General features: G+C 66.3%; 22 protein-coding genes. 6 read left to right on the top strand and 16 right to left on the bottom strand.

Annotated elements, in window-relative coordinates; genetic code table 11:
• The first annotated feature begins 3 nt into the window (after positions 1–3).
• From DEBA_RS13605 to uvrA, 4 genes are read left to right on the top strand one after another with little or no spacing between them, the layout of a single operon-like run.
• A complete protein-coding gene (locus DEBA_RS13605; protein WP_013259525.1) occupies positions 4–255 on the top strand; it encodes a glutaredoxin family protein in 252 nt (83 codons plus the stop codon).
• Complete coding sequence (gene pdxA / locus DEBA_RS13600; protein ID WP_013259524.1) at positions 252–1,220, top strand: 4-hydroxythreonine-4-phosphate dehydrogenase PdxA; 969 nt, start codon at positions 252–254, stop codon at positions 1,218–1,220. The genes DEBA_RS13605 and pdxA overlap by 4 nt, the downstream gene beginning before the upstream one ends.
• A 20-nt stretch (positions 1,221–1,240) precedes the next feature.
• On the top strand, positions 1,241–1,774 hold the full coding sequence (locus DEBA_RS17300; RefSeq protein ID WP_013259523.1) for a Slp family lipoprotein: 534 nt from the start codon (positions 1,241–1,243) through the stop codon (positions 1,772–1,774).
• 37 nt (positions 1,775–1,811) lie between these two features.
• Positions 1,812–4,643, top strand: a complete 2,832-nt coding sequence (gene uvrA / locus DEBA_RS13590) for an excinuclease ABC subunit UvrA (RefSeq protein ID WP_013259522.1) — start codon at positions 1,812–1,814, stop codon at positions 4,641–4,643.
• Positions 4,644–4,653: 10 nt separating this feature from the next.
• On the opposite strand, the gene DEBA_RS13585 is transcribed toward uvrA, so the two are convergent.
• The 5 genes from DEBA_RS13585 to DEBA_RS13565 form a co-directional block, all read right to left on the bottom strand.
• Entirely contained in the window at positions 4,654–5,283 is a 630-nt protein-coding gene (locus tag DEBA_RS13585; protein ID WP_013259521.1) for a redox-sensing transcriptional repressor Rex, read from the bottom strand.
• A gap of 84 nt (positions 5,284–5,367) precedes the next feature.
• A complete protein-coding gene (gene atpE, locus DEBA_RS13580; protein ID WP_013259520.1) occupies positions 5,368–5,733 on the bottom strand; it encodes an ATP synthase F0 subunit C in 366 nt (121 codons plus the stop codon).
• Positions 5,734–5,790: 57 nt separating this feature from the next.
• A complete protein-coding gene (atpB, locus tag DEBA_RS13575; protein WP_013259519.1) occupies positions 5,791–6,480 on the bottom strand; it encodes a F0F1 ATP synthase subunit A in 690 nt (229 codons plus the stop codon).
• 15 nt (positions 6,481–6,495) lie between these two features.
• The gene (locus tag DEBA_RS17295) at positions 6,496–6,897 is read right to left on the bottom strand and encodes an ATP synthase subunit I (protein ID WP_050762368.1); all 402 of its coding nucleotides are present in this window, start codon (positions 6,895–6,897) and stop codon (positions 6,496–6,498) included.
• Position 6,898: 1 nt separating this feature from the next.
• Complete coding sequence (locus DEBA_RS13565; protein WP_043815852.1) at positions 6,899–7,138, bottom strand: AtpZ/AtpI family protein; 240 nt, start codon at positions 7,136–7,138, stop codon at positions 6,899–6,901.
• 313 nt (positions 7,139–7,451) lie between these two features.
• Between DEBA_RS13565 and DEBA_RS13560 the strand changes: the two genes are divergently transcribed.
• Together DEBA_RS13560 and polA are read left to right on the top strand one after the other, a co-directional pair.
• Positions 7,452–8,108, top strand: coding sequence for a YkgJ family cysteine cluster protein (locus DEBA_RS13560; protein ID WP_013259516.1), 657 nt, complete (start codon positions 7,452–7,454; stop codon positions 8,106–8,108).
• Positions 8,098–10,770 (top strand): DNA polymerase I, encoded by a 2,673-nt coding sequence (gene polA / locus DEBA_RS13555; protein WP_013259515.1) that lies wholly within the window; start codon positions 8,098–8,100, stop codon positions 10,768–10,770. Before DEBA_RS13560 ends, polA begins: the two co-directional genes overlap by 11 nt.
• A 76-nt stretch (positions 10,771–10,846) precedes the next feature.
• Here the strand turns inward: polA and DEBA_RS17290 are convergent, their stop codons facing one another.
• The 11 genes from DEBA_RS17290 to DEBA_RS13500 all read right to left on the bottom strand — a co-directional run bounded on the left by DEBA_RS17290 (position 10,847) and on the right by DEBA_RS13500 (position 23,256).
• On the bottom strand, positions 10,847–12,820 hold the full coding sequence (locus DEBA_RS17290; RefSeq protein ID WP_013259514.1) for a methyl-accepting chemotaxis protein: 1,974 nt from the start codon (positions 12,818–12,820) through the stop codon (positions 10,847–10,849).
• Between the two features lie 366 nt (positions 12,821–13,186).
• Positions 13,187–13,345, bottom strand: a complete 159-nt coding sequence (locus tag DEBA_RS13545; RefSeq protein WP_013259513.1) for a rubredoxin — start codon at positions 13,343–13,345, stop codon at positions 13,187–13,189.
• Between the two features lie 99 nt (positions 13,346–13,444).
• Complete coding sequence (locus DEBA_RS13540; RefSeq protein WP_013259512.1) at positions 13,445–15,349, bottom strand: propionyl-CoA synthetase; 1,905 nt, start codon at positions 15,347–15,349, stop codon at positions 13,445–13,447.
• 131 nt (positions 15,350–15,480) lie between these two features.
• Positions 15,481–16,719 carry a chemotaxis protein CheA gene (locus DEBA_RS13535; RefSeq protein WP_148227870.1) on the bottom strand — a complete coding sequence of 413 codons (1,239 nt, stop codon included), beginning with the start codon at positions 16,717–16,719 and terminating at the stop codon, positions 15,481–15,483.
• Between the two features lie 295 nt (positions 16,720–17,014).
• Positions 17,015–17,701: a hypothetical protein gene (locus DEBA_RS13530; protein ID WP_013259510.1), complete on the bottom strand. Its 687-nt coding sequence runs from the start codon at positions 17,699–17,701 to the stop codon at positions 17,015–17,017.
• A gap of 24 nt (positions 17,702–17,725) precedes the next feature.
• The gene (locus DEBA_RS13525) at positions 17,726–18,484 is read right to left on the bottom strand and encodes an EI24 domain-containing protein (RefSeq protein WP_013259509.1); all 759 of its coding nucleotides are present in this window, start codon (positions 18,482–18,484) and stop codon (positions 17,726–17,728) included.
• Positions 18,481–19,383 carry a signal peptide peptidase SppA gene (sppA, locus tag DEBA_RS13520; protein ID WP_013259508.1) on the bottom strand — a complete coding sequence of 301 codons (903 nt, stop codon included), beginning with the start codon at positions 19,381–19,383 and terminating at the stop codon, positions 18,481–18,483. Before sppA ends, DEBA_RS13525 begins: the two co-directional genes overlap by 4 nt.
• Before the next feature lie 21 nt (positions 19,384–19,404).
• Positions 19,405–21,153, bottom strand: a complete 1,749-nt coding sequence (locus DEBA_RS13515) for a 30S ribosomal protein S1 (protein WP_013259507.1) — start codon at positions 21,151–21,153, stop codon at positions 19,405–19,407.
• Positions 21,154–21,300: 147 nt separating this feature from the next.
• Positions 21,301–21,969 carry a (d)CMP kinase gene (gene cmk, locus DEBA_RS13510; protein ID WP_013259506.1) on the bottom strand — a complete coding sequence of 223 codons (669 nt, stop codon included), beginning with the start codon at positions 21,967–21,969 and terminating at the stop codon, positions 21,301–21,303.
• Complete coding sequence (hisC, locus tag DEBA_RS13505) at positions 21,966–23,081, bottom strand: histidinol-phosphate transaminase (RefSeq protein ID WP_013259505.1); 1,116 nt, start codon at positions 23,079–23,081, stop codon at positions 21,966–21,968. Before hisC ends, cmk begins: the two co-directional genes overlap by 4 nt.
• Positions 23,068–23,256: a hypothetical protein gene (locus tag DEBA_RS13500; RefSeq protein WP_043814559.1), complete on the bottom strand. Its 189-nt coding sequence runs from the start codon at positions 23,254–23,256 to the stop codon at positions 23,068–23,070. The genes hisC and DEBA_RS13500 overlap by 14 nt, the downstream gene beginning before the upstream one ends.
• Between the last annotated feature and the right edge of the window lie 14 nt (positions 23,257–23,270).

Here is a 23,270-nt window from a genome sequence, read left to right as displayed (position 1 = left end):
GCCATGACGCCCAAACGAGAAGTGGTGATATTTCACATGCCGGGCTGCGCCAGTTGCCGGGCGGCCGGCCATTTTTTCAGCACGCGGGGCTTCGAGGTGCGCTGGCATGACGTCAGCCAATCCATGGCGGCCAAGCGCGAGATGCTGGCCAAGGCCCCAGGCAACCGAAGCGTGCCGGTGATCTGTTTCGGCGAGCTGATCAAAATCGGCTGGCAGCCCGAGTTTTGGCGCGGCCTGTTGGAGGAGAATCGATGAAGCCTCGCGTGGCCGTGACCCTGGGCGATCCGGCCGGCGTGGGCCCGGAGGTGGTGGCCCGGGCCTGTTGGGACGAAGATGTCCTGGCCGCCGCCGAACTGGTGGTGGTGGGCCAGCGCCGTTTCCTCGAACGCGCGGCCGAGGCCTGCGGGCTCAAGCCGCCGTCGGTGACGGTGCTGGAGGTCGGTTCGGCCGCGGCCGTGCCCTTGGGCGGACCCAGCGCGGCCGGCGGGCGTTTGGCCGGGGCTTTCATCGAGATGGCCACCGAGATGTGTCAGAGCGGGGCGGCGGCGGCCATGGCCACCGCGCCCATCAGCAAGGAGGCCCTGCAGGCGGCCGGCTACCCCGAGACCGGCCACACCACCCTGTTGGGCCGGTTGACCGGCGTGCCCCGGCCGGTGATGATGTTGGCCGGCGAGCGGCTGCGCGTGGTGCTGGTGACCATCCACTGCGCCCTGGCCGACGTGCCCCGGCTGTTGACGACCCAGGCCATCGTCGAGACGGCCATCGTCACCGACGCGGCCCTGCGCGAACTGCTGGGCCTGGCCCGGCCGCGCCTGGCCGTGGCCGCGCTCAACCCCCACGCCGGCGAGGGCGGCATGTTCGGCGACGAGGAGCGCCGCGTCATCGCCCCGGCGGTGGAGGCCCTGCGGGCCATGGGCGTGGAGGCCTCGGGGCCCCATCCGCCCGACACCGTGTTTTGGCGGGCGATGCACGATCAGTTCGACGTGGTCGTCTGCATGTATCATGACCAGGGGCTTATACCGCTGAAGCTATTGCACTTTTACGATGGCGTCAACGTGACCTTGGGCCTGCCGATCATCCGCGCCAGCGTCGACCACGGCACGGCCTACGATCTGGCCGGCACGGGCCGGGCCAGCGCGGCCAGCATGAAGCAGGCCATCCTCTGGGCCGCGCGCATGGCCAAGGCCAAGGCCCGGACGGCCAAAGGCCAAATCATCTAACCCACCGCGAGGAGGCCGTCGTGCGCCCTTGGATCGTCGTTGTCATCATGGCCCTGGCCTTGGCCGCCACCGGCTGCGCCAAACCCGTCGTGCCGGTCGAGCTGGCCCAGCAGGCCTCACTCGAACTGACCCTGGCCCAGGTCAAGGCCGAGCCCGCGCAAGCCACGGGCAAGCTGGTGCTGTGGGGCGGTCGCATCGTGCGCACGGTGTTGCAAGAGCGCGGCACCCTGCTGGAGGTGGCCCAGTTCCCGCTGGATTCGTCCCAACGTCCGCTGATCGACGGCCGCTCCCAGGGCCGGTTCATCGTGGCCATGACGGGCTATCTGGAGCCTTTTGAATATTACGCCGGCCGCGAGGTCACCGTGGTTGGCCAGGTCGTGGCGGTGGAGTCGCTGCCCTACGGCAAGGTCAAGATGCCCTACGCCATTCTGCGCGGCAAGGAGGTCTACGCCTGGCCGCCGCGCCCCGTGCCCAACTACCCCACGCCCGAAGCGGGCTTTGGCCTGGGCGTGGGCGACCCCTTCTGGTGGGACGGCCCTTTCATGTGGTGGTAGGCCGCCGCCCGCGCCAACATCTTTCAGACGAGCGAGCATGCTGAACGAGATCATCGTCCGCGGAGCGCGGCAACACAACCTGAAGAACATCGACGTGCGCATCCCCCGCGACAAGCTGGTGGTCATCACCGGTCTGTCGGGTTCGGGCAAGTCCACCCTGGCCTTCGACACCATCTACGCCGAGGGCCAGCGGCGCTACGTGGAGTCTTTGTCGTCCTACGCCCGGCAGTTTCTGGAGCGCATGGACAAGCCCGATGTGGAGGCCATTGAGGGCCTGAGCCCGGCCATCGCCATCGAGCAGAAGACCACCTCGAAAAACCCGCGTTCCACCGTGGCCACCGTCACCGAGATCTACGACTATCTGCGCCTGCTCTACGCCCGGGCCGGCACGCCCCACTGCCCGGAGTGCGGCCGGCCGATCCGCGCCCGTTCACCCCAAGAGATCGTCGATCAACTTGAGGCCCTGGGCGCGGGCGCGCGGCTGAGCCTGCTGGCCCCGCTGATCACCCAGCGCAAGGGCGAACACAAGGCCGTGCTGACCCGCCTGCAAAAGGAAGGCTTCGTGCGGGCGCGCATCGACGGCCGGCTGGTCGAACTGGCCGAGGCCCCCGAGCTGGAGAAAAACAAAAAGCACACCATCGAGGTGGTGGTCGACCGCATCGTCATCAAGGATGGCGTGGGCCGGCGTTTGACCGACAGCGTGGAGTTGGCCCTGCGCCTGGGCGAAGGCCTGCTGCTGGCCCTGATCCACGGCCAAGGCGAGGCCCCCGACCGCGAGGAGCTTTTCAGCGAACGCCTCAGTTGCGATCACTGCGGGGTCAGCCTACCCGAACTCAGCCCCCAGATGTTCAGCTTCAACTCGCCCCTGGGGGCCTGCCCGACCTGCGACGGCCTGGGCGTGCGAGTTTTTTTCGACCCCGAACTGGTCGTGCCCGACAAGACGCTCTCGCCGCGCGATGGCGCGGTGGCCCCCTGGGGCGATAGCGAGAGCTCCTATCGCCTGCAAACCCTCGAGGCCCTGGCCGGCCATCTGGGCTTCGATCCGGCCACGCCCTGGCGGGATCTGCCCGAGGACGTGCGCCAGCAGCTTTTGCACGGCTCGCGCGAGGAAGTCGAGTTTTATCTGGAGCGCGAAAACCGCCGGCATTATTACAAGCGCCGTTGGGAAGGCTTTATCCCGCTGCTGGAGCGCCGCCACCGCGAGACCACCAGCCAGGCCATGCGCGAGGAATACGAGCGCTTCATGAGCAGCCAGCCCTGCCCGGAGTGCGGTGGCGCGCGCCTGAAAAAGACCTCGCTGGCCGTCACCGTGGGCGGGCTCGACATCTGGTCGTTCACCAGGATGAGCGTGCGCCAGGCCCTGGCTTTCGTGGACGGCCTGAGCCTGGGCCGGCGCGAGGCCCAGATCGCCGACAAGGTGCTGCGCGAAATCAGCCAGCGCCTGGGTTTCATGGCCGACGTGGGTCTGGACTATCTGACCCTGGACCGCGCCGCGGGCACGCTTTCGGGCGGCGAGGGCCAGCGCATCCGCCTGGCCACCCAGATCGGCTCGGCGTTGGTCGGCGTGCTCTACGTGCTCGACGAGCCCAGCATCGGCCTGCACCAGCGCGACAACCAGCGCCTGCTAGACGCCCTGGCCAAGATGCGCGACCTGGGCAACACGGTCCTTGTGGTGGAGCACGACGAAGACACCATCCGCCAGGCCGATTACGTCGTCGACATGGGCCCCGGCGCGGGCCGCCACGGCGGCGAGGTCGTTTTTGCCGGCACGCCGGCCGCGCTGTTGCAAAGCGAGGCCAGCCTCACCGGCCAATATCTCTCGGGGCGCAAGGCCATCCCCCTGCCCGAGCGCCGCCGTCAGCCCGGCCCGGCCTGGCTGGAGATGCTCGACTGCCGCGAGCACAACCTCAAGGGCGTCGACGTCAAGATTCCCATCGGCCTGCTGACCTGCGTCACCGGCGTCAGCGGCTCGGGCAAGTCCAGCCTGGTGCTCGACACCCTGCACAAGGCCGTGGCCCACAAGCTTTACCGCACCAAGGAGCGCCCCGGCCTGCACGGCCAGATCAAGGGCGTCAAGCGCCTCGACAAGGTCATCGACATCGACCAGAGCCCCATCGGCCGCACGCCGCGCTCCAACCCGGCCACCTACACCGGCCTGTTCACCCACATCCGCGAGCTTTTCGCCCAGACGCCCGAGGCCCGGGCCCGGGGCTACAAGTCGGGGCGTTTTTCGTTCAACGTGCGCGGCGGCCGCTGCCCGGCCTGCGATGGCGACGGCATCATCAAGATCGAGATGCACTTTCTGCCCGACGTCTATGTGCGCTGCGAGGTCTGCCAGGGCCGGCGCTACAACCGCGACACCCTGGAGATCGCCTACAAGGGGGCCAACATCGCCGAAGTACTGGACATGACGTGCAATCAGGCGCTGGAATTCTTTGACGCCGTGCCGGTCATCCGCCAAAAGCTCAGCACCCTGGTGGCCGTGGGTCTGGGCTACATCCGCCTGGGCCAGCCGGCCACCACCCTCAGCGGCGGTGAGGCCCAGCGGGTCAAGCTCAGCCGCGAGCTGGCCAAGCGCGGCACCGGTCGCACGCTCTACATCCTCGACGAGCCCACCACCGGCCTGCACTTCGACGACATCAACAAGCTCTTGAACGTCTTGCACACTCTGGTGGACCTGGGCAACACGGTGGTGGTCATCGAGCACAATCTGGACGTGATCAAGACGGCCGATTGGCTTATCGACTTGGGGCCGGAGGGTGGCGACCGGGGCGGCCAGGTGCTGGCCAGCGGCCCGCCGGAACTGATCGCGGCCACGCCGCACAGCCATACCGGGCGCTATCTGGCGCGGGTGTTGGGCTTGGCTTGATATTCGCGCGTCAGGCCGAGGTCAGGTGGTAGGCCAGGTTGTCCAGCTTGACCGAGAAGTCGACGTTTTCGACCTTGCAGCCCTTGGGGGCCTGGATCTGGGTGGGCGCGAAGTTGAGAATGCCCTTGATCGCGGCCTCGACAAAGCGGTTGGCGATTTCCTGGGCCACGGCGGCCGGGGTGCAGATGACGCCGATTTCGGCGCCGGTTTCACGACAGAGGCGGGGCAGGTCGCTGACAGCGTTGATGGGCATGCCGTTGGCCAGCTTGAGGCCGATCTTCATGGGGTCGGCGTCGAAGGCTGCCACGAAGCGATAGCCTTGCTTGAGGAAGTTTTCGTGGGCCATCAGGGCGCAGCCCAGGTTGCCCATGCCGACGATGGCCAGGCTCCATTCCTTGTTCAGGCCAAGGATCTTCTTGATGTCAAAGAGCAGCTCCTTGACATAATAACCCACGCCGCGCACGCCGAACTGGCCGAAGTAGGCCAAGTCTTTTCTGATCTGCGCCGGGTTCACTCCGCAGAGCTCGGCGAGCCTCTTGCTGGAGACCACGGGCGCGCCCTCGTTGATCAGCCCTTCCAGGGCCCGGGAGTAGATGGACAGGCGCGTGATGGTGGCGGCTGGGATCTTCATGAATTTCATCGGCTGCTCAAACCATTGTGAGGTCGGTCACATGGGCGTTGAATTGAAGGGCCGGGCGCGAGGCCCGGCCCAGGCAGTCGGGAATTAGCCGGCGATGATGGTCTTCACCACGGCCACGTGGTCGTTGGCGAACAGCAGGATGAGGCTGACGACCAGGGCGTAGATGCACAGAGACTCGATCATGGCCAGACCGATGAGCATGGTCACCTGGATCTTGCCGGAGGCCTCGGGGTTGCGCGCGGTGCCCTCGACGGCGCCCTTGATGGCCATGCCCTGGGCGATGCCGGTGCCGAAGGCGGCGATGCCCAGGCCGAAGCCGGCGGCGGTGACGGAGGCGGCGAAGACCTTGGCCAGCTCGGCGGCCACGGTGGGATCGGCGGCCATGGCCACGGCGGACAGACCCAGAACGAACAGGCCGGTCAGGGCGGCGATCAGCGAGAACTTTTTCATTGCATTTCTCCTAAAACTGGTTGTTATGCGCCTTCTTCCTTGGGGGAAGCTTTATTTCTAGTGGGCTTCTTCCAGCGCGCCGGCCAGGTAGAGCATGGTCAGCAGCGAGAAGATGAAGGCCTGCACGAAGCAGGTGAACAGGCCCAGCATCATCATCGGCAGCGGGGCCAGGAACGAGCCGGCCAGGAAGAACAGGATGATCATGACCAGATCCTCGCCCATGACGTTGCCGAAAAGACGCAGCGTCAGGCTGATGACCCGGGCCAGGAAGCCGATGATCTCGATGGGCAGCATCAACGGGGCCAGCCACCAGAAGGGGCCGGTGAAGTGCTTGATATAATGAAGGCCGTGGGATTTGACGCCCACGAAGACGGTGATGACAAACACCGCCAGGGCCATCGACAGCGGGGTGTTGACGTTGCTGGTGGGGCTGAGCATGCCCGGCACCAGGCCGATCCAGTTCATGATCAGGATGTACAAAAACAGCGTGGCGACGATGGGGAAATAGGGCCGCCCGTGTTCGCCCATGACGTCGATGGAGAAGTTCTCGAACCCGCCCAGGACGGCCTCGAAGAAGTTCTGCCCGCCGGTGGGGACCATTTTGATCGTGCGAGTGGCCAGCTTGGCCACGACGATCAGGATGAGCATCACCAGCCACGAATAGATCACGTGGGGATAGGCGTGGGCGAAGTTGCCCAGGCCGATCTTTTCCAACAGCACCGTCAAGAGCAGAAGAGGGTGTTCCATGCCCGGGTGGCCTCCTTAACCGAGTTTGCGGACACTGATGACCCCCCAGGTGGTGATGGTTATGACCACCACCGAGAGGCCCAGCAACAGACCCACCGGCTCGACCATGTTCTGGCTGACCAAGACGCCAAGCACCAGGACCGTAGCCGCGAATCTGAGGTAATACTTGAGTAGCATCGAGCTCATGGCCAAGCCCTTGCGGACGTGGGGCCTGAGCGTTTTGACGATGGCTCGTTGCATCAGCTTGAAGTTGGCCAGGGCGATGAGCCCGCCCACGGCCACGCCGAGCGCCGAGGATTTCGAGCCCCAGATCAACGCGCCGGCCAGCAGCAAGGCGAAAACCACGCCGTTGCAGACCCAGAGCCCCTTGACGAACTCTGTTTCCTTGCCGCCCATGATCGCCGAATCCTGGCTCAAATCACTTGTCTCCCAGCTTCTGGGCGCGTTTGCCCAGGATATAGAGGTTGCGGAAGGCGGCGATGATGCCCATCAGCAGGCCCACCAGCAGGCCCCAAGGGCCGGTGCCCCAGGTTTTGTCCACCCAGTAGCCCAAGGCCGTGCCGAAGACAATGGCCAAAACCATGGCCAGACCGATGGAGCTGGCCTGGGCCAGCAGCATCAGCACCGGGCGGTTTTCTTTATTAAAGAACCGGCCCATGCTCACCACCCGACGGCCAGCGACGACCGCGCCCAACCGCGTCATCGCGCCACAATCCAAAAAAACGCCGCGCGATCGATGGGTTGGCCTAGAGGATAATCGCCGGGTTCCGCCTGTGCCAAACGGCACTTACCGTCGGTTCTAGCTATCACGCCAAAAGCGGCAAGTCAAGCAATTTTGCCGCACGGCAGCCGGCCTGGCGCGTCGCGCTCCACGGCCGCGACCGCTGGCGGCGTCATTCTGATATAATGGCACGATCGGCCGCGCCCCAGGCGGCGTTACATGATCGCCATTAACGGATATGATGTCAATAATGTTGAGCCAATTATTGCAAGAACTGGAGCGCGCCCGCCAGTTGGCCGACCAGGCCTTCGCCCGCGTTTCCGCCGAGCACCCGGCCCAGGTGGCTTGCCGGCCCGGTTGCGACGACTGTTGTCACGCCATGTTCGACGTCTCGCCCATCGAGGCCGTGGGCCTGGCGTTGGCCTTTGCCGATTTGCCGCGCAATCAGCGCCGCGAGGTGTTGCGCCGCGGCGAAAAGGCGGCCAAGGCCTTTGACGCCGCCGTGGCTCAGAGCCTGGCTCTGGACGACCAGGGCCGCGCCCGGCTGTTCAGCGCCACGCGCATCCCTTGCCCGCTGCTGGAAGGCGGCCGCTGTCTGCTCTACGCCCAGCGGCCCATCACCTGCCGGCTCTACGGCGTGCCCGTGGCCGCCCAGGGCCGGGGACGCATCTGCCCCCGGGCCGGTTTTCAGCCGGGCCAGACCTACCCCACCGTGCACTACGACAAGATCCTCGAACGCTTGGCCGGCCTGAGCCGACAGGCCCAAAACGATCTGCCGGCCCTGGGCCTGGCCCGGCGCGACGTGCATCGCGCGCTGCTCCTGGCCCAAAATCACGGCCAGAGGCTGCGGGAGCTGGCGGGCCAAGACGCCGCCAACCCCGGCACGGGAGTGTCAATTGCCGGATAAGCCGACGATTTTTCTGCTGGACGCCAGCGGCTACATCCACCGCGCCTTCCATGCCGTCAAGGGTCTCGCCACCAGCGACGGCGTGCCCACCGGCGCGGTGTTCGGCTTTGTCAACATGCTGCTAAAGGTGCTGGCCGAGGCCAGGCCCAGCCATCTGGCCGTGGTCTACGACGCCAAGGGCCCCACCTTCCGCCACCAGATCTTCCCGGCTTACAAGGCCAACCGCCCGCCCATGGACCCGGCGCTCAAGGCCCAGTTGCCCCTGGTGCGCCAGTTGGTCACGGCGCTGTGCCTGCCGGCGGTGGAGATGGAAGGCTTCGAGGCCGACGACCTGATGGCCACCCTGGCCCGCCAGGCCCGCGAGCAGGGCTTCGAGGTGGTTTTGGTCAGCGCCGACAAAGACCTGCTTCAGCTCGTCGGTCCCGGCGTGAGCCTCTGGGACACCATGAAAGACCTGCGCCTGGGCCCCGAGGAGGTGCGTCAAAAGACCGGCCTGCCGCCGGAGTTGCAGGTGGACATGCAGGCCCTGACCGGCGACGCCTCCGATAACGTGCCTGGCGTGCCCGGCGTGGGCCCCAAAACGGCGGTGAAGCTTCTGGCCGAGCACCCCGGCCTGGAGGCCGTGCTGGCCGCCGCGCCGGCCATGAAAAAGTCAAAGCTGCGCGAAAGTCTCATCGAAAACAAAGATATGGCCCTGCTCAGCCGGCGGTTGGTGCGCCTGCGCGACGACGCGCCGCTGCGCTTCGAGCCGGCGGCCTTTCGGGTCGTCGAGCCCGACCGCGACGTGCTCCTGCCCCTGCTGACCCGCCTGGAGTTCAACAAACTCATCAAGGACTTCGCCGCCGCCGGCCCCAGGCCCCAGGCCGATTATCGCCGCCTGACCGATCTGGATGAGCTGGCCCGCGTCCTGGAACAGGCCAAGGCGGCCGGCCAACTGGCCATCGACACCGAGACGACCTCCCTCGATCCCATCCGGGCCGATCTGGTGGGCTTTTCGCTGTGCGTCAGCCCCGGCCTGGCCTACTACGCGCCCCTGGCCCACGATTGGCCCGCCGACGAACCCCAGGCGCCCCGCCGTCAGGCCCTGGATCTGCTGGGCCAGGCCCTGGCCGACCCAGGGCTGCTCAAGATCGGCCAGAACCTCAAATACGACCTCAACGTATTGCGGCGCGCCGGCCTGAGCGTGGCCGGCCCCTTGTTCGACACCATGGTCGCCGATTATCTGCTCAACCCGGCCAAGGCCAGCCACGGCCTGGAGGCCATCGCCGCCGAGCACCTGGGCCGGGGGGTGATCGGCTTCGAGGAGGCCGTGGGCGGCAAGGGCAAGGGCTTTGCCCAGGCCCCGCCCGAGCGGGCCGTGCCCTATGCCGCCGAGGACGCCGACGTGGCCCTGCAAGCGGCCCAGGCCCTGGGCCCAAAGCTCGATGAGGCCGATCTGCGCCGCTTGTTCGACGAACTGGAGATGCCGCTGACGCCCCTGCTGGCCAAGATGGAGCGCTACGGCGTGCTCATCGACGCCGAGGAACTGGGCCGGCTTTCAGCCGAGTTGGACCAGGCCCTGGCCGCGGGCGAACAAAAAATTTACGCCCTGGCCGGCCACGAGTTCAACATCAACTCGACCCAGCAACTGGGCCAGGTGCTCTTTGACGAGTTGGGCCTGAGCCAGGTCAAAAAGACCAAAAAGCGCACGGCCTATTCCACCGACATGAGCGTGCTCGCCATCCTGGCCGCCCAGCACCCCCTGCCGGCCGAGGTGTTGGCCTACCGCGCCAACGCCAAGCTCAAAAGCACTTACGTCGACGCCTTGCCCGCGCTGATCAACCCGGACACTGGCCGCGTGCACACCAGTTTCAATCAGTGCGTCACCGCCACCGGCCGGCTTTCGTCGTCGGACCCGAATCTGCAAAACATCCCCGTGCGCGGTGAACTGGGCCGGCGCATGCGGGGCTGCTTCGTGCCCGCGCCGGGGCGGCTTCTGGTCAGCGCCGATTATTCGCAGATCGAACTGCGCGTGCTGGCCCACCTGTCCCAAGACCCGCTGATGCTCCAGGACATGGCCGAAGGCCTGGACGTGCACACACAGACGGCCGCGCGCATCTTCGACGTCATGCCCGGCCTGGTCACCCGCGAGATGCGCGTCCGGGCCAAGACGGTCAACTTCGGCGTGCTCTACGGCATGAGCGCCTTTCGCCTGGCCCGCGAGCAGGGCGTCAGCCGGGCCGAGGCCGAGGATATCATCGCCCGCTATCTGGGGCGTTACCAGGGCGTGGCCCGGTTCCAGCAGCAAAACCTCAGCCAGTGCCGCCAGCGGGGCTACGTCACCACGATCCTGGGCCGGCGGCGTTTTTTGCCGGCCATCAACTCCAGCGACCGCCAGGCCCGCGAGGCCGCCGAACGCGTGGCTCTCAACACGCCCATCCAGGGTTCGGCGGCCGACATCATCAAGCTGGCCATGCTGCGCGTCGACGAGATGCTCACGCGCCATTACCCCGATTCGCCGATGATCCTCCAGGTGCACGACGAGCTGGTCTTCGAGACGCCCGAGGGCGGCGTGGAGCAATTCGCCCAGGCCGTGCGCCGCTGCATGGAGGACGTGCTCAAGCTCGACGTCGAGCTGAAGGTGGATGTGGGCTGGGGCCGCGACTGGGCCCAGGCCCACTGAGCCGGGGCCGACAAGCCAAAGGCCGCGGGCCCGCCGTGCGTGGCGGGCCCGCGGCCTGGTTTTTTGTCGCTGGCGGCTAGAAGTCCTGGAAGTCCTTTTCGTCGTCAAAGGGGATCACGTCCTCGGGCCGGGGCTGGCCGACGGCCTTGGCGGGCGTGGCCGGATTGGTCGGCTTGACCGTGGCCGAGGATTTGGCGGCGATGGACTTGGCCGCCGGCTTGGCGGCCTGGGGCTTGTGCTGCAACAACGTCGCCGGGCCGACCCGGCGGCTGGCGGCGGCCGAAGGCTGTTGGGCCGGCTTGGGCGCGGCGGCCTGGGCGCGGGGCTGGTCCTCGGCCGCGCCCAGGATCAGGGCCGCCAATTCGGCCACGAAGTCTTTCATGCTCTCGGCCTGGGCGTTCATCTGTTCGGACGAGGCGGCCGATTCCTCGGCGTTGGCCGCATTGCTCTGGGTGAGCTTGTCCATCTGCGAAATAGCCTGGTTGACCTGGTCGATGCCCTGGGATTGTTCCTTGCTGGCGGCGGCGATTTCGCCAACCAACTCACCGACCTTGTTGGTGTTTTCGCTTACTTGTCCGAAATTTTTGGCCGTGCGGTCGACCAGGGCCGTGCCGTCCTTGACCTTTTGCACCGTGCCCTCGATGAGGTCGGCGGTGGTCTTGGCCGCCTCGGCGGCGCGCATGGCCAGGTTGCGCACCTCGTCGGCCACCACGGCAAATCCCGCTCCGGCCTCGCCGGCCCGGGCGGCCTCCACGGCGGCGTTCAAGGCCAGCAGGTTTGTCTGGAAGGCGATCTCGTCGATGGTCTTGATGATTTTCGACGTGCTTTCACTGGCGGCGGATATCTCGCCCATGGCCGTGGTCAGTTCGTTCATGGCGGTGTTGGCCCCGGCCACGTATTGGTTGGTTTCGCGCATGAGGCTGTCGGCCTGCTGGGCGCTGTCGGCGTTCTGGCGGGTCATGGCGGCCATCTGCTCCAGCGAGGCCGAGCTTTCCTCCAACGACGAGGCCTGTTCGGAGCTGCCCTCGGCCAACTGCTGCGAGGCCGTGGCCATCTGGGCCGCGGCGTGGGAGACTTGCGTGGCCCCGTCGCTGAGGCCGTCGGCGATGTCCTTGAGCCTGGCGGCGATGCGCGTGGCGATAAAGAAAATTATCGCCCCCACCACGCCGATACACACCACGGCCACGATCAGGTTGACCCAGCCCACTCGTTTGGCCGCCGTCAGCAGCTCGTCGGTGCCCACGCCCACGCCCACCGTCCAGCCCAGGCCGTCGACCTTCTGGAAGGCCACGGTCTTTTCGACGCCGTTTTGCTCGTAGATGATCGCGCCCGAGCCCATGGTCATCATATCGCGGCCATAGTCGAAATCATTGACATTGACCTTGAGCAGCCATGATTTGTCGGGGTGGCTGATAAAGCGGCCTTTTTGGTCGTATATGTAGGCGTAGCCGGTCTGGCCCAGCTCCAGGCTTTCGATCATGGTTTTGTTGAAATAGGCCAGGTCGACCACGCCGGCCAGCACGCCGATGATTTCGTCGCGCTGCTTGACCGGCGCGGCGATGATGAAGGTGGGCTGGCCGGTGGTGCGGCTGAGCACCACCTCGGAGGTGTTGATGGTCCCCTTGATGGCCTCGCTGAAATAGGGCCGGTCGGCCAGGTTGATGTCCTTGACGTCGTCGTAGCGCGAACTGGCCACGATGACGCCGTCGGCCTTGCAGAGGTTGATGCTCTCGTAATATTTGTAGTCGTGGGCCAGGGCCTGGAGGGTCTCGTTGGCCTCCTTGCGGGCGGCCTTGCCCATGAAGGATTCTTGCAGGGCGGTGCCGTAGAGCTTTTGCGCGCTCCAGTTGGCCAGGTCGTTCTGGCGGTCTTTGATCCACCAGTCGAGCATCTTGGCCGAGAGGGTGGCTATCTGGGCGATCTCGCGGCTGGCTGTGCGCTCCAGGGCGCTGCTGGCGCTGAGGTAGGAAACCAGCGATGACGTGCAAAAGCCGACCAACACCATGATGACGGTGGGTAGGAGGAATCTGTTTCTAAGGCTGAGTTTCATGACGACCCCCTCAAAGTTGTTTGCGCAATCGGCAAATGGATCGATTCGACGCCATCGGCGGCCACGTCGCTGGGCGCGCCCGCCGGTGAAACGGCTTTCGCGCAATGGTCGCCCCTGGGCCGCCCGCGCGCAACCGGTTTTGTCGCGGCTGCCGCGCCAAACATCGAACGCCTTACGCTAAACGTCGTTCCGATATTAGGGTTTTACAAAATATCGGCGCAATATTTCAACACAAATATCCATTCGCCGCAGCCGGGCAAGACCTTGCCAGCCGCGTGTTTTGGGGCAGGGTATGGGGCGGGCTTGACTTGAGGCGGGCGCGCCCGGGCCGCGTGTGTGGCCGGTCGGGCGCGCCCGATTGTCTGGTCAGTCCACTTTTTCGAAAAACTGCTTTTCCGAACCGCACTTGGGGCAGACCCAATCCTCGGGCAGTTCCTCGAAGGGCGTGCCCGGGGCCACGCCGTGCTCATAGTCGCCTTCGGCCGGGTCGTACACATAGCCGCAAGGGCATTCCCATTTTTCCATGTTTCCTCCTTGGCTGAACGCGTCGGTGTTTTGCCCGTGCGTCTTACCAAATAGGCTGAAGCGTCTGGGAATGGTTTGCAACCAAAAAACGCGCCGCGCTTACGCTCCTTGGGCCTGGCCGTAGCCGATGGAGCGCAGAGCCGCGCCGATCTCGTCCAGGGCCGCCGGATCCTCGATGGTCGATGGCGGCGTGGCGGCGCGGCCGTCGGCGATCTTGCGCATGACGCCGCGCAGGATCTTGCCCGAGCGCGTCTTGGGCAGGCGGGCCACCACCACCGCCTCCTTGAAGCTGGCCACCGGCCCGATCTGCTCGCGGACCATGCGCACCAGGTCGTCCTTGATTTGCTCCGGGGCGGTCTTGGCCCCGGCCTTGAGCACGACCATGGCCACGGGCAACTGGCCCTTGAAAGAGTCGGCCGCTCCGATCACCGCGCATTCGGCCACATCCGGGTGCTGGGCCACCACCTCCTCCATGGCCCCGGTGGAGAGCCGGTGGCCGGCCACGTTGATCACGTCGTCGACGCGGCCCATGATGAACAGATAGCCGTCGTCATCGACGTAGCCCTCGTCGCCGGTGAAGTAATAGCCAGGGAAAGCAGTTAGATACGTCTCGCGGAAGCGCTCGGGGGCGTTCCACAGCGTGGGCAGCGAGCCCGGCGGCAAGGGCAGGCGCACCACCACCACCCCGGCCTCCAGGGGCGCGGCCTCCGAGCCGTCCTCGCGCAGGATGCGCACGTCCCAGCCCGGCGCGGCCTTGGTCGGCGAGCCGGGCTTGATCGGCAGCATCTCCAGGCCCACGCAGTTGGCGGCGATGGCCCAGCCGGTCTCGGTCTGCCACCAGTGATCCACCACCGGCCGTTGCAAGAGCTGGCCGGCCCAGTGCAGGGTGTCGGGGTCGGTGCGCTCGCCGGCCAAAAACAGCGTCTGGAAGCGGCCCAGGTCGTGGGCCTTGAACAGGCGGCCCTCGGGGTCTTCGCGCTTGATGGCCCGGAAGGCCGTGGGCGCGGTGAACAGGGCCTTGACGCCGTGCTCGGCGATGACCCGCCAGAAGGCCCCGGCGTCGGGCGTGCCCACGGGCTTGCCCTCGTAAAGCACGCTGGTGCAGCCGTGGATCAGCGGCGCGTAGACGATGTAGGAGTGCCCCACCACCCAGCCCACGTCCGAGGCCGCCCAGAAGACCTCGCCGGGCTCCAGGCCATAGATGTTTTTCATCGTCCAGGCCAGGGCCACGGCGTGGCCGCCGTTGTCGCGGACGATGCCTTTGGGGCTGCCGGTGGTGCCCGAGGTGTAGAGAATGTAAAGCGGATCGGTGGCGGCCACGCTGACGCAAGGGGCCGGGTCGGCCGTGGCCAGGGCTTGATCCCAGTCGTGGTCGCGGCCGGCCGTCAGGGCCGCCGTGGCCTGGGGTCGTTGCAGGATCAGGCAGCTTTCGGGCTTGTGGACGGCCATGTCGATGGCCTTGTCCAGCAGCGGCTTGTACTCGATGACGCGGTTGATCTCGATGCCGCACGAGGCGCTGATGACCACCTTGGGCTTGGCGTCGTCGATGCGCACGGCCAACTCCTTGGCCGCGAACCCGCCAAAGACCACCGAATGCGCCGCCCCGATGCGCGCGCAGGCCAGCATGGCCACCACCGCCTGGGGCGCCATGGGCATGTAGATGATGGCCGTGTCGCCCTTGGCCAGGCCCAGCCTGACCAGGGCCCCGGCGCATTTGGCCGTCAGCTCCAGCAGTTGCTCGTAGCTGAACACCTGCTTGACGCCGGTGACCGGGCTGTCGTAGATCAACGCCGCCTGCTTGGCCCGACCGCCGGCCACGTGGCGGTCCAGGGCGTTGTGGCAGGTGTTTAGCATGCCGCCGCTGAACCAGCGATAAAACGGCGCGTTGGAGTCGTCGAGCACCTTGTCCCACCGGCGGTCCCAGTCGATGGCCTGGGCCGCCTGGCCCCAAAAAACTTCCGGGTCTTCGATGCTTTGCCGAAACGCCTTCTCATAAGCCCCCATGAACCAACCCCCTTTCCGATGATGCGCATGACGCCCCCGTCGGGTTGCCGACCGGCGACGGGCTGGGATCATTGTATCGGAATAAAGTCCATGGAATCTAGGGCGATTAAACGTAAGGCGCTGAATTGAATTCAGCGGGAGAAGGCGATTTTTTCGAGGCCGTGGATATCGAGGATCAGGCTGACCCTGCCGTCGCCGAGGATGGTGGCGCCAGCCACGCCCTCGATCTTGTGATAATTGTGTTCCAGGCTCTTGATCACCGCCTGCTGTTCGCCCAAAATGTCGTCGACCAAGATGCCGAAGCGCCTGGAAACGCTCTCGATGATCACCACCAGGGCCTTGGTGGGGTCGGTGCGTTCGGTGGGCAGGTCCAGCACGTGGTGCAGACGCACCAGCGGCAGATACTCGCCGCGCACGCTGACCAGCTCGCCCTGGCCCTCCAGGGTCTTTAGCTCGCTGGCCTTGGGCCGCAGCGACTCCAAAATGCTCAGCACCGGCAGCGTCAGGATCTCGTGGCCCACCCGCACCATCATGCCCTCGATGATCGCCAGCGTCAGCGGCAGCTTGATGCGAAAGATCGTGCCCCGGCCCGGCGTGGACTCCACCTCCACCGAGCCGCGCAACGACTCGATGTTCTGCCGCACCACGTCCAGGCCCACCCCCCGGCCCGAGACCTCCGTCACCTGTTTGGCCGTGGAGAACCCGGCCTGGAACATGAAGCCGAAGACCTCGGCGTCGCTGAGGCTCACGCCCGGCGCGGCCAGGCCCCGCTCGATGGCCTTGGCCAAGACGGCCTCGCGGTCGATGCCCCGGCCGTCGTCGATGACCTCGATGATGATGCGGCCCTCTTGCTGATAGGCCCGCAGGTGGATCAGGCCCGCTTCGGGCTTGCCGGCGCGCAGCCGCTCGTCGGGCTGCTCCAGGCCGTGGTCGGCGCTGTTGCGCACCAGATGCTTGAGCGGGTCGGCGATCTGCTCGATGACGTTTTTGTCCAGTTCGGTCTCGGTGCCGCTCATGCGCAGGGTGATCTGCTTGCCCAACTCCGAGGCCAGGTCGCGCACCACCCGCTGGAAACGGTTGAAGGTGGCCTCCACCGGCACCATGCGCACGCGCATGACCTGCTCCTGCAGGTCGCGGCTGATGTGCTCCAGGGCGTCCACCGCCGCCGAAAGCTCGGGCATGGCGTCGTCGCCGGCGATCTGCATCACCCGCGCCACCCCGATCACAAGCTCGCCAACAAGGTTGACAAGCTTGTCCAGCTTGTCGGTGTCCACGCGGATCGTCGGCGCCGGCTGCATCGCCGCGGGAGGGTTGGCGGCCGGGCCGCGTTGCAAGGCGTTGGCTGCTGGGGATGTCGAAAGATTGGCCACGGCGGCTCCTGCTTGGGCGCGAAGAGTTGATTCACGCCCAATTATGATCGTTTAGCGTGGCCGGTTCAAATCATAATCGCCTATTGAGGCTGCTGCACGGTGAAACATAACAAATGTTGTAAAAACAGATGGTAACCTGTGAAACATGAATTTCACCGTGCGGCGGCCGAAGCGCGCCATGGACGGCGCGCCAAATCGCGAGCCTGATTAGGCGAGCGATTTGCGAGGCTTGGCAAAACCGCGCTTTTGCCAAGCCGATGCTGCACGGGGTAGGACGCCCCCGTGCAGCACTCTCCTATTCTGTCGCGGGCGGCTGGATCACCAGCAGCTCTTGGCGCAACAGCGCCGGGTCGTCGCTCCAGCCGGCCCACAGCAGGGCCGCGCCGGCCAGGTTCAGGCAGGCCGCGCCCTGACGTGGGCCCAGGTCCGAGCGCAACTGGCCGGCGGCCAACCGCGCCCAAAAGGTCTCGGCGGCCAGGCGCGCGTCCTTGAAGTGATGGTCGGGGTCTTGGCGATCGGCCAGGGCCGGGCCGCTGACGTGGGCCTCCCAGAAAAGCACCGCCCCGCGCGGCCGCATGCCCTCCTGCCAACGTCGCCAGTCCAGGTAAAACGGCGGGGCGGGGTGGCCACGGCCCAGGCTGTCCGAGACGCGATGCAGCAGATAGACAAGCTGATGAAGGCCGAGCACGGCCAGTTGCGCGCCTTTTTGGGTCAGGCTGGAGCGCTCGCGTTCGCCCAGGCGCACCAGGTTCTGGATCGAAAAATCGTCAGTTTCCACTGGTAGATACAGCGGGCAATCCAGGCCCAGGGCCACGGCCATGCCCTCGGTGATATCGTCGACCAGGCTCTCGACCAGATCGTCGATGCTGGTGTTGGCATGGGTCGGCGCGAAACCGTCGCTCACTCGCCTGGCCCAGGCGAAGCCGGTGCGCGCGCTGCGCGCCGAGCCCACGTCGCAGGCGTAGACAGCCAAAGAAAACATTGTTGGCCTCTGGTTGCGTTAACTTTAGTTGGTCGATCTGGATTCGAGGTAATACAGGGTTCCGGCCACGGCCGCAAGGGGCAAAAACAACAAATTGAGCAGTGGGATCAACCCCAGCGCCATCAGCGCCCCGCCCAGGCCCAGCCAGCCCGGCGTGGTTCGCCAGACGGCGGCGATCTTGCCGCCCAGGCCCAGGCCACGGCGCTCCAGCGGGTAATCCATAAACTCCAGCGCCAGGAAAAAGGCCGTCAGCAGCCAGCCCAGCGCCGCCGAGGCCGCCCCGCCCAGCAGGGGCGCGAGCAGGCCCAGAAAAGTCAGCGCCAGCGTCAGCGCGGCGTAGAGCAAAAGCTTCAGCGCCTCTTGCCGCAGGACGCGGGCCACGGTGGCCAGGGGGCCGGGGCCGGGCGGCGCGGGCGCGCCGGAGACCACGACCTCCACCCGCCGCGCCAGGACGTCCAGAAACGGCGCGGCCAGCACCCGGCCCAGGCTGGCCAGCAGCAACAATCCCACGCCCAGCGCCAACAACCCGGCCACGACCAGCGCCAGATAATACAGCCAGGCCCACCACCAGCCTTCGCCGCGCGGCAGCCAGGCCTCGAGCCAGCCGGGCAGGTGGGTGAACAGGCCGAAGACGAACGCCCCCAGCAAAACAACGTTGATCAGCGTGGGAAGCAGGCAGAGCGGCCACAGCGCCGGTTGGCGCGCGAGCAACCTGAAGGCCCGCCACGGCGCGGACACCCCGGCCCACAGGGCCGAGGGGCCGGCCCACTGATCGACGCTCATCGCTGGCCGGCCGCCGGATTGAAGATGTATTGCACTCGCGGTTTCTGAAGGTTGTCGGCGATGGCCCGCACGGCCGTCGAGACCTGCTCCTGCACCAGGTTGCCCAGCCACGAGCTTTCTTCGTCGGCGGGCCAGATCAGCTCGGGCTGGCCGTCGATATGGGCCAGTTCGGCGGCCAGGTCCACGGCGTCGTTGAAGTTGCCGGTCTCGTCGACCAGGCCGAGGCCCACCGCCGCCTCGCCCAGGATCACCCGGCCGTCGGCCACGGCGCGCAGCTTGGCTTTGTCGAGCTTGCGGGCGCTGGCCACGTCGTCGATAAACTGGCGGTGGGAAAGGTCGATGATCTGTTGGAGCATGTCGCGTTCGTCGGGGCTGAGTGGTCGGCCCGGCGCGCCGGCCCCCTTGAGCTTGCCGGCCTGGACGTATTGCATCCGCACGCCCAGTTTGCCAAAGAGGTCGGTCACATCGGGCACCGAGGCGATCACGCCGATGGAGCCGGTGATGGTGCCGGGACTGGCCATGATCTTGGTGCAGGGCGCGGCCACGTAGTAGCCGCCGCTGGCCGCCACCTCGCCCATCGAGCAGACCACCGGCTTGACCTCGGCCGTGCGCGCCACCTCGCGGAAGATCTCCTGGCTGGCGGCCACGCCGCCGCCCGGCGAATCGACGCGCAGCACGATGGCCTTGATCGAGTCGTCCTCACGGAAGTCCTGCAGGTCGAAAATGACGGGCGCGGCCGAGGTGATGGTTCCGCTCACCTCGACCACGCCCACTTTTTTGCCCCTCAAGCCGACGAGCTTGAAGCCGTCTCCCCGGTCCAGCAACAACATCGCGCCGGCCAAACCGGCGGCCATGACCAGGCTGATGACCACGGCCACCAGCAGGGAGCGCTTTTGCATCGTCAATGCTCTCGAGGGTTGTTACTCTTGGTTCTCGGCCTCTTTTTGGGCCAGGCCCTCTTTGAGCAGCTCGCCCAGGTTGCTGGTGGCCGACTGGGTGTTGTTCATGTACTCGCTGTAAGTGGAGCGGGGCTCCTCGTCCAGGCGGCGCATGGACAGGCCGATCTTGCGATCCTTGCGCGAGATGGAGGTCACCTTGGCGGTGATGGTGTCGCCGATCTCGAACATGCCCACGGGCGTCTTGATCTTGTCGCCGCTGATCTCGCTGACGTGGATCAGGCCCTCGACGCCTTCCTCCAGCTCGACGAAGACGCCAAAGTCGGTGACGTTGGTGACCACGCCGCTGACCTTGGTGCCCTGGGCGTAGCTCTCGGGCACGCGGTCCCACGGATCGCCCTCGAGTTGCTTGATGCCCAGGCTGAAGCGCTCGTTCTCGCGGTCGATATTGAGCACCACCGCCCGCACTTCATCGCCCTTTTTGTAGATCTCGCCGGGGTGCTTGATGCGCTTGGACCACGAGATGTCGCTGACGTGGACCAGGCCGTCGATGCCCTCGTCGATGCCGATGAACAGGCCGAAGTCGGTGACGTTCTTGACGCGGCCCTCGATGGTGGTGCCCACGGGGTATTTCTCGGCGATCAGATCCCACGGGTTGGGCTCGACCTGCTTCATGCCCAGGCTGATGCGCTTGGACTCGGGGTTGAGCGACAACACCACCGCCTCGACCTCGTCGCCGACGTTGACGATCTTGGAGGGATGGCGCACCTTGCGCGTCCAAGACATCTCGCTGACGTGGATCAGGCCCTCGATGCCCTCGTCCACCTCGACGAAGGCGCCGTAATCGGCCAGGCTCACCACCTTGCCGCGCACCTTGGTGCCCACGGCGAAGTTCTCGGCGGCGTTGTTCCACGGGTCGTCCTTGAGCTGCTTGAGGCCCAGGCTGACGCGCTCGCGGTCGCGGTCGAAGTTGAGCACCTTGACGGTGATCTCGTCGCCGATGTGGAACATGTCGGAGGGATGGCCCACCCGGCCCCAGCTCATGTCGGTGATGTGCAACAGGCCGTCGATGCCGCCCAGGTCGACAAAGACGCCGTAGTCGGTGATATTCTTGACCACGCCGCGCATGACGGCGTTTTCCTCGAGCACCTTGAGCGTCTCGGACTTCTTGCTCTCGCGCTCTTCCTCCAGCAGCACCCGGCGGCTCAGCACGATGTTGGAGCGCTTCTTGTTGAACTTGAGGATGCGGAAGTCCAGCGTCTGGTTGATCAGGCTGTCCAGGTTGCGCACCGGGCGCAGGTCCACCTGGGAGCCCGGCAAAAAGGCCGGCACGCCGATGTCGACGCTCATGCCGCCCTTGACCCGGCCCACGACCACGCCGCGGATGACGCCGTTGTTGGCGTAGACCTTGCTGATCTCGTCCCAAACCTTGATCTTGGCGGCCTTTTCCTTGGAGAGGATGATCGTGCCGTCCTCGTCCTCGGTCCACTCCAGCAAGACGTCGATCTCCTGGCCCACCTCGGCGTTGACGTTGCCGTCGGGGTCGGTGAATTCGCGAATGTCGATCTGACCCTCGGACTTGTAGCCGATGTCGACAACAACGTAGTCTTTTTCCACCGCGATGATGCGGCCACGGGCCACTTCGCCCTCTTGGACGGTTTTCAGCGACTGGTCGTAGAGCGCCTCGAGCTCCTCGGGGCTGAGATCCTCGTCGTACTCGAAAGTCTGGTCGGTCGCTTCGGCTTGGTCTTTGGTCAGTTCGGTGTTATCCATGGTTAACGTTTCCTAATCGCAGTGCTGTCTGGCGGCTGAGGTTGGCGTTGGGCGGGTCGGCCAACAGGGCGCAGTTACCCCAGGCCCCCGCAAAATACTATTTTTACCAGAAGCGGCCGCGATCAACAACCTGTTTTGCGCTGGGGATTAGTCGCCCTTGCGCAGTTGGCGCACGCGCCCGACCATCTGGGCCGTGACCTGGGCCGGGCTCAGCTCGCTGGCGTCGATGATCACGGCGTCGGCGGCCGGCTTGAGGGGGCTTTGGCTGCGCGAGCTGTCGCGCTGGTCACGGCTGGTGATCTCCGCCAGCACCCGCTCCAGGGTCAGGGTGGGGTCGCCGGGCCGCAATTCGGCCAGGCGGCGGGCGGCCCGCACCTCGGGCCGGGCGGTCAGAAAAAACTTGGCCTGGGCCGCCGGGAAGACCACCGTGCCCATGTCGCGGCCCTCGCAGACCAGATCGCCGGCCAGGGCGGCGCGGCGTTGCAGTTCCAGGAGTTTTTGCCGCACCGCCGCCTGGGCCGAGAGCTTGCTGGCCCACGCGCCCATTTCCTCGGTGCGGATCAATGGCTCCACGTCGCGGCCGTCGTGCAGCACCACGAAGGCCCCGCCTTGGGGCCGCGCGTCGATGGCCAGCCCCGGCAGCCAGGCGGCCACGGCGGCCTGGTCGTCGGCGTCGACGCCGGCCAGGCGCGCGGCCAGGCCCACCGCGCGGTAGAGCGCGCCGGTGTCGAGCCGGGCAAAGCCCAGCTCGTCGGCCACGGCCTTGGAGACGGTGGTCTTGCCCGCGCCCGAGGGGCCGTCGATGGTCACGATCACGCCGCGCCCCCGCCCAGGATGTCGCTCAGTTCGCCGATGAAGCGGGCGTTTTCCTCGGGCAGGCCCACGCTGATGCGCAGATACTCGGGCAGGTGGTACGAGTGCATTTTGCGCACGATCACCCCCCGCCGCAGCAGCAGGTCAAAGACCTCGCCGGCCCGTGGGCCGACGCGCGTCAGCACGAAGTTGGCCTGGCTGGGCGCGTACCACAGGCCCAGCCGCTCGAAGCAGGCGTAGAAGTCCCTGAGCCCCCGCCAGGTGATTTCCTTGGAGCGCCGCAAAAAATCCTCGTCGGCCAGGGCGGCCAGGGCCCCTTCCTGGGCCGGGATCGAGGTGTTGAAGGCCTGGCGCACCCGGTTGAACACGGCCACGATCGGGGCCGGAGCCAGGCCGTAGCCGATGCGCAGCCCGGCCAGGCCATAGGCCTTGGAAAAAGTGCGCATGACCACCACCGGCTTGGCGTGGCCCAGAAACTCCAGGCCATTGAGGGCCTCGGGGTCGGAGGCGAAATCCACGTAGGCCTCATCGACCACCACCACCACCCCGCCGGGCAGGCGCTCCAGAAACGCGGCGAACTGGGCCCGCGTCACCGCCGTGCCGGCCGGGTTGTGGGGCGAGTTGACAAAAACCAGCCTGGTGCGCGGCCCGACGGCCGCCAGCATGGCCTCCAGGTCGATGCGAAAGTCGTCTAGCGCCACCTCGCGCAAGACGCCGCCGGCCACGGCCACCAGCTTTTCGTACATCGAAAAAGCGTATTGAGCGGCCACGGCGTCGTCGCCGGGCCGGATGAAGGCGCGGCACAAAAACTCGATGATCTCGTTGCTGCCGTTGGCCAGGCAGACGTTGTCGATTTGCAGGCCAAAGCGCGCGGCCAGGGCCTGGCGCAGCTCGAAGCCGGCGCCGTCGGGGTAGCGGTGCAGGCGGCCCGCGCCACGGCGCACGGCCTCCATGGCCTTGGGCGAGGGGCCCAGGGGATTTTCGTTGCTGGCCAGCTTGATGGCCCCGCTGATGCCCAACTCGCGCTCCAACTCCTCGATGGGCTTGCCCGGCTCGTAGGGCGTCAGCGCCGCGATCTCGGGCGGGATGGGGGGCAGGTTGCTAGTGTCGGTCATGTTGTCTCCCAAAAAAAAGCCCCAGCCGTCGCGGGCCGTTGCCTGGCAAAAAAATCACGGCCACGGCAAGATCGAGGCGCTTCATTGCGGAGGCCTCCGCATCGAGCTTGGCCACGGGCTCCAGGATGTCCGCGCGACGATCAATGGCCTGGACGGCGCGCTTGACCTCGGCCAATCAGGCGTCCTTCA

Source organism: Desulfarculus baarsii DSM 2075 (assembly GCF_000143965.1).
Lineage (GTDB): Bacteria > Desulfobacterota > Desulfarculia > Desulfarculales > Desulfarculaceae > Desulfarculus > Desulfarculus baarsii.
The sequence above is the reverse complement of the archived record's forward strand: the minus strand, read 5'-3'. Positions and strand labels throughout refer to the sequence as shown.

What these genes read in the sequence shown, in the direction of transcription:
- DEBA_RS13565 (WP_043815852.1), bottom strand. Translation starts at nt 7,138, where the DNA reads ATGGGCCGGTTCTTTAATAAAGAAAACCGCCCGGTGCTGATGCTGCTG.
- pdxA (WP_013259524.1), top strand. Translation starts at nt 252, where the DNA reads ATGAAGCCTCGCGTGGCCGTGACCCTGGGCGATCCGGCCGGCGTGGGC.
- DEBA_RS13545 (WP_013259513.1), bottom strand. Translation starts at nt 13,345, where the DNA reads ATGGAAAAATGGGAATGCCCTTGCGGCTATGTGTACGACCCGGCCGAA.
- sppA (WP_013259508.1), bottom strand. Translation starts at nt 19,383, where the DNA reads ATGCAAAAGCGCTCCCTGCTGGTGGCCGTGGTCATCAGCCTGGTCATG.
- DEBA_RS13585 (WP_013259521.1), bottom strand. Translation starts at nt 5,283, where the DNA reads ATGAAATTCATGAAGATCCCAGCCGCCACCATCACGCGCCTGTCCATC.
- DEBA_RS13525 (WP_013259509.1), bottom strand. Translation starts at nt 18,484, where the DNA reads ATGAGCGTCGATCAGTGGGCCGGCCCCTCGGCCCTGTGGGCCGGGGTG.
- DEBA_RS13515 (WP_013259507.1), bottom strand. Translation starts at nt 21,153, where the DNA reads ATGGATAACACCGAACTGACCAAAGACCAAGCCGAAGCGACCGACCAG.
- atpB (WP_013259519.1), bottom strand. Translation starts at nt 6,480, where the DNA reads ATGGAACACCCTCTTCTGCTCTTGACGGTGCTGTTGGAAAAGATCGGC.
- DEBA_RS13560 (WP_013259516.1), top strand. Translation starts at nt 7,452, where the DNA reads ATGTTGAGCCAATTATTGCAAGAACTGGAGCGCGCCCGCCAGTTGGCC.
- DEBA_RS13540 (WP_013259512.1), bottom strand. Translation starts at nt 15,349, where the DNA reads ATGGGGGCTTATGAGAAGGCGTTTCGGCAAAGCATCGAAGACCCGGAA.
- uvrA (WP_013259522.1), top strand. Translation starts at nt 1,812, where the DNA reads ATGCTGAACGAGATCATCGTCCGCGGAGCGCGGCAACACAACCTGAAG.
- hisC (WP_013259505.1), bottom strand. Translation starts at nt 23,081, where the DNA reads ATGACCGACACTAGCAACCTGCCCCCCATCCCGCCCGAGATCGCGGCG.
- DEBA_RS13605 (WP_013259525.1), top strand. Translation starts at nt 4, where the DNA reads ATGACGCCCAAACGAGAAGTGGTGATATTTCACATGCCGGGCTGCGCC.
- DEBA_RS17290 (WP_013259514.1), bottom strand. Translation starts at nt 12,820, where the DNA reads ATGAAACTCAGCCTTAGAAACAGATTCCTCCTACCCACCGTCATCATG.
- atpE (WP_013259520.1), bottom strand. Translation starts at nt 5,733, where the DNA reads ATGAAAAAGTTCTCGCTGATCGCCGCCCTGACCGGCCTGTTCGTTCTG.
- DEBA_RS13530 (WP_013259510.1), bottom strand. Translation starts at nt 17,701, where the DNA reads ATGTTTTCTTTGGCTGTCTACGCCTGCGACGTGGGCTCGGCGCGCAGC.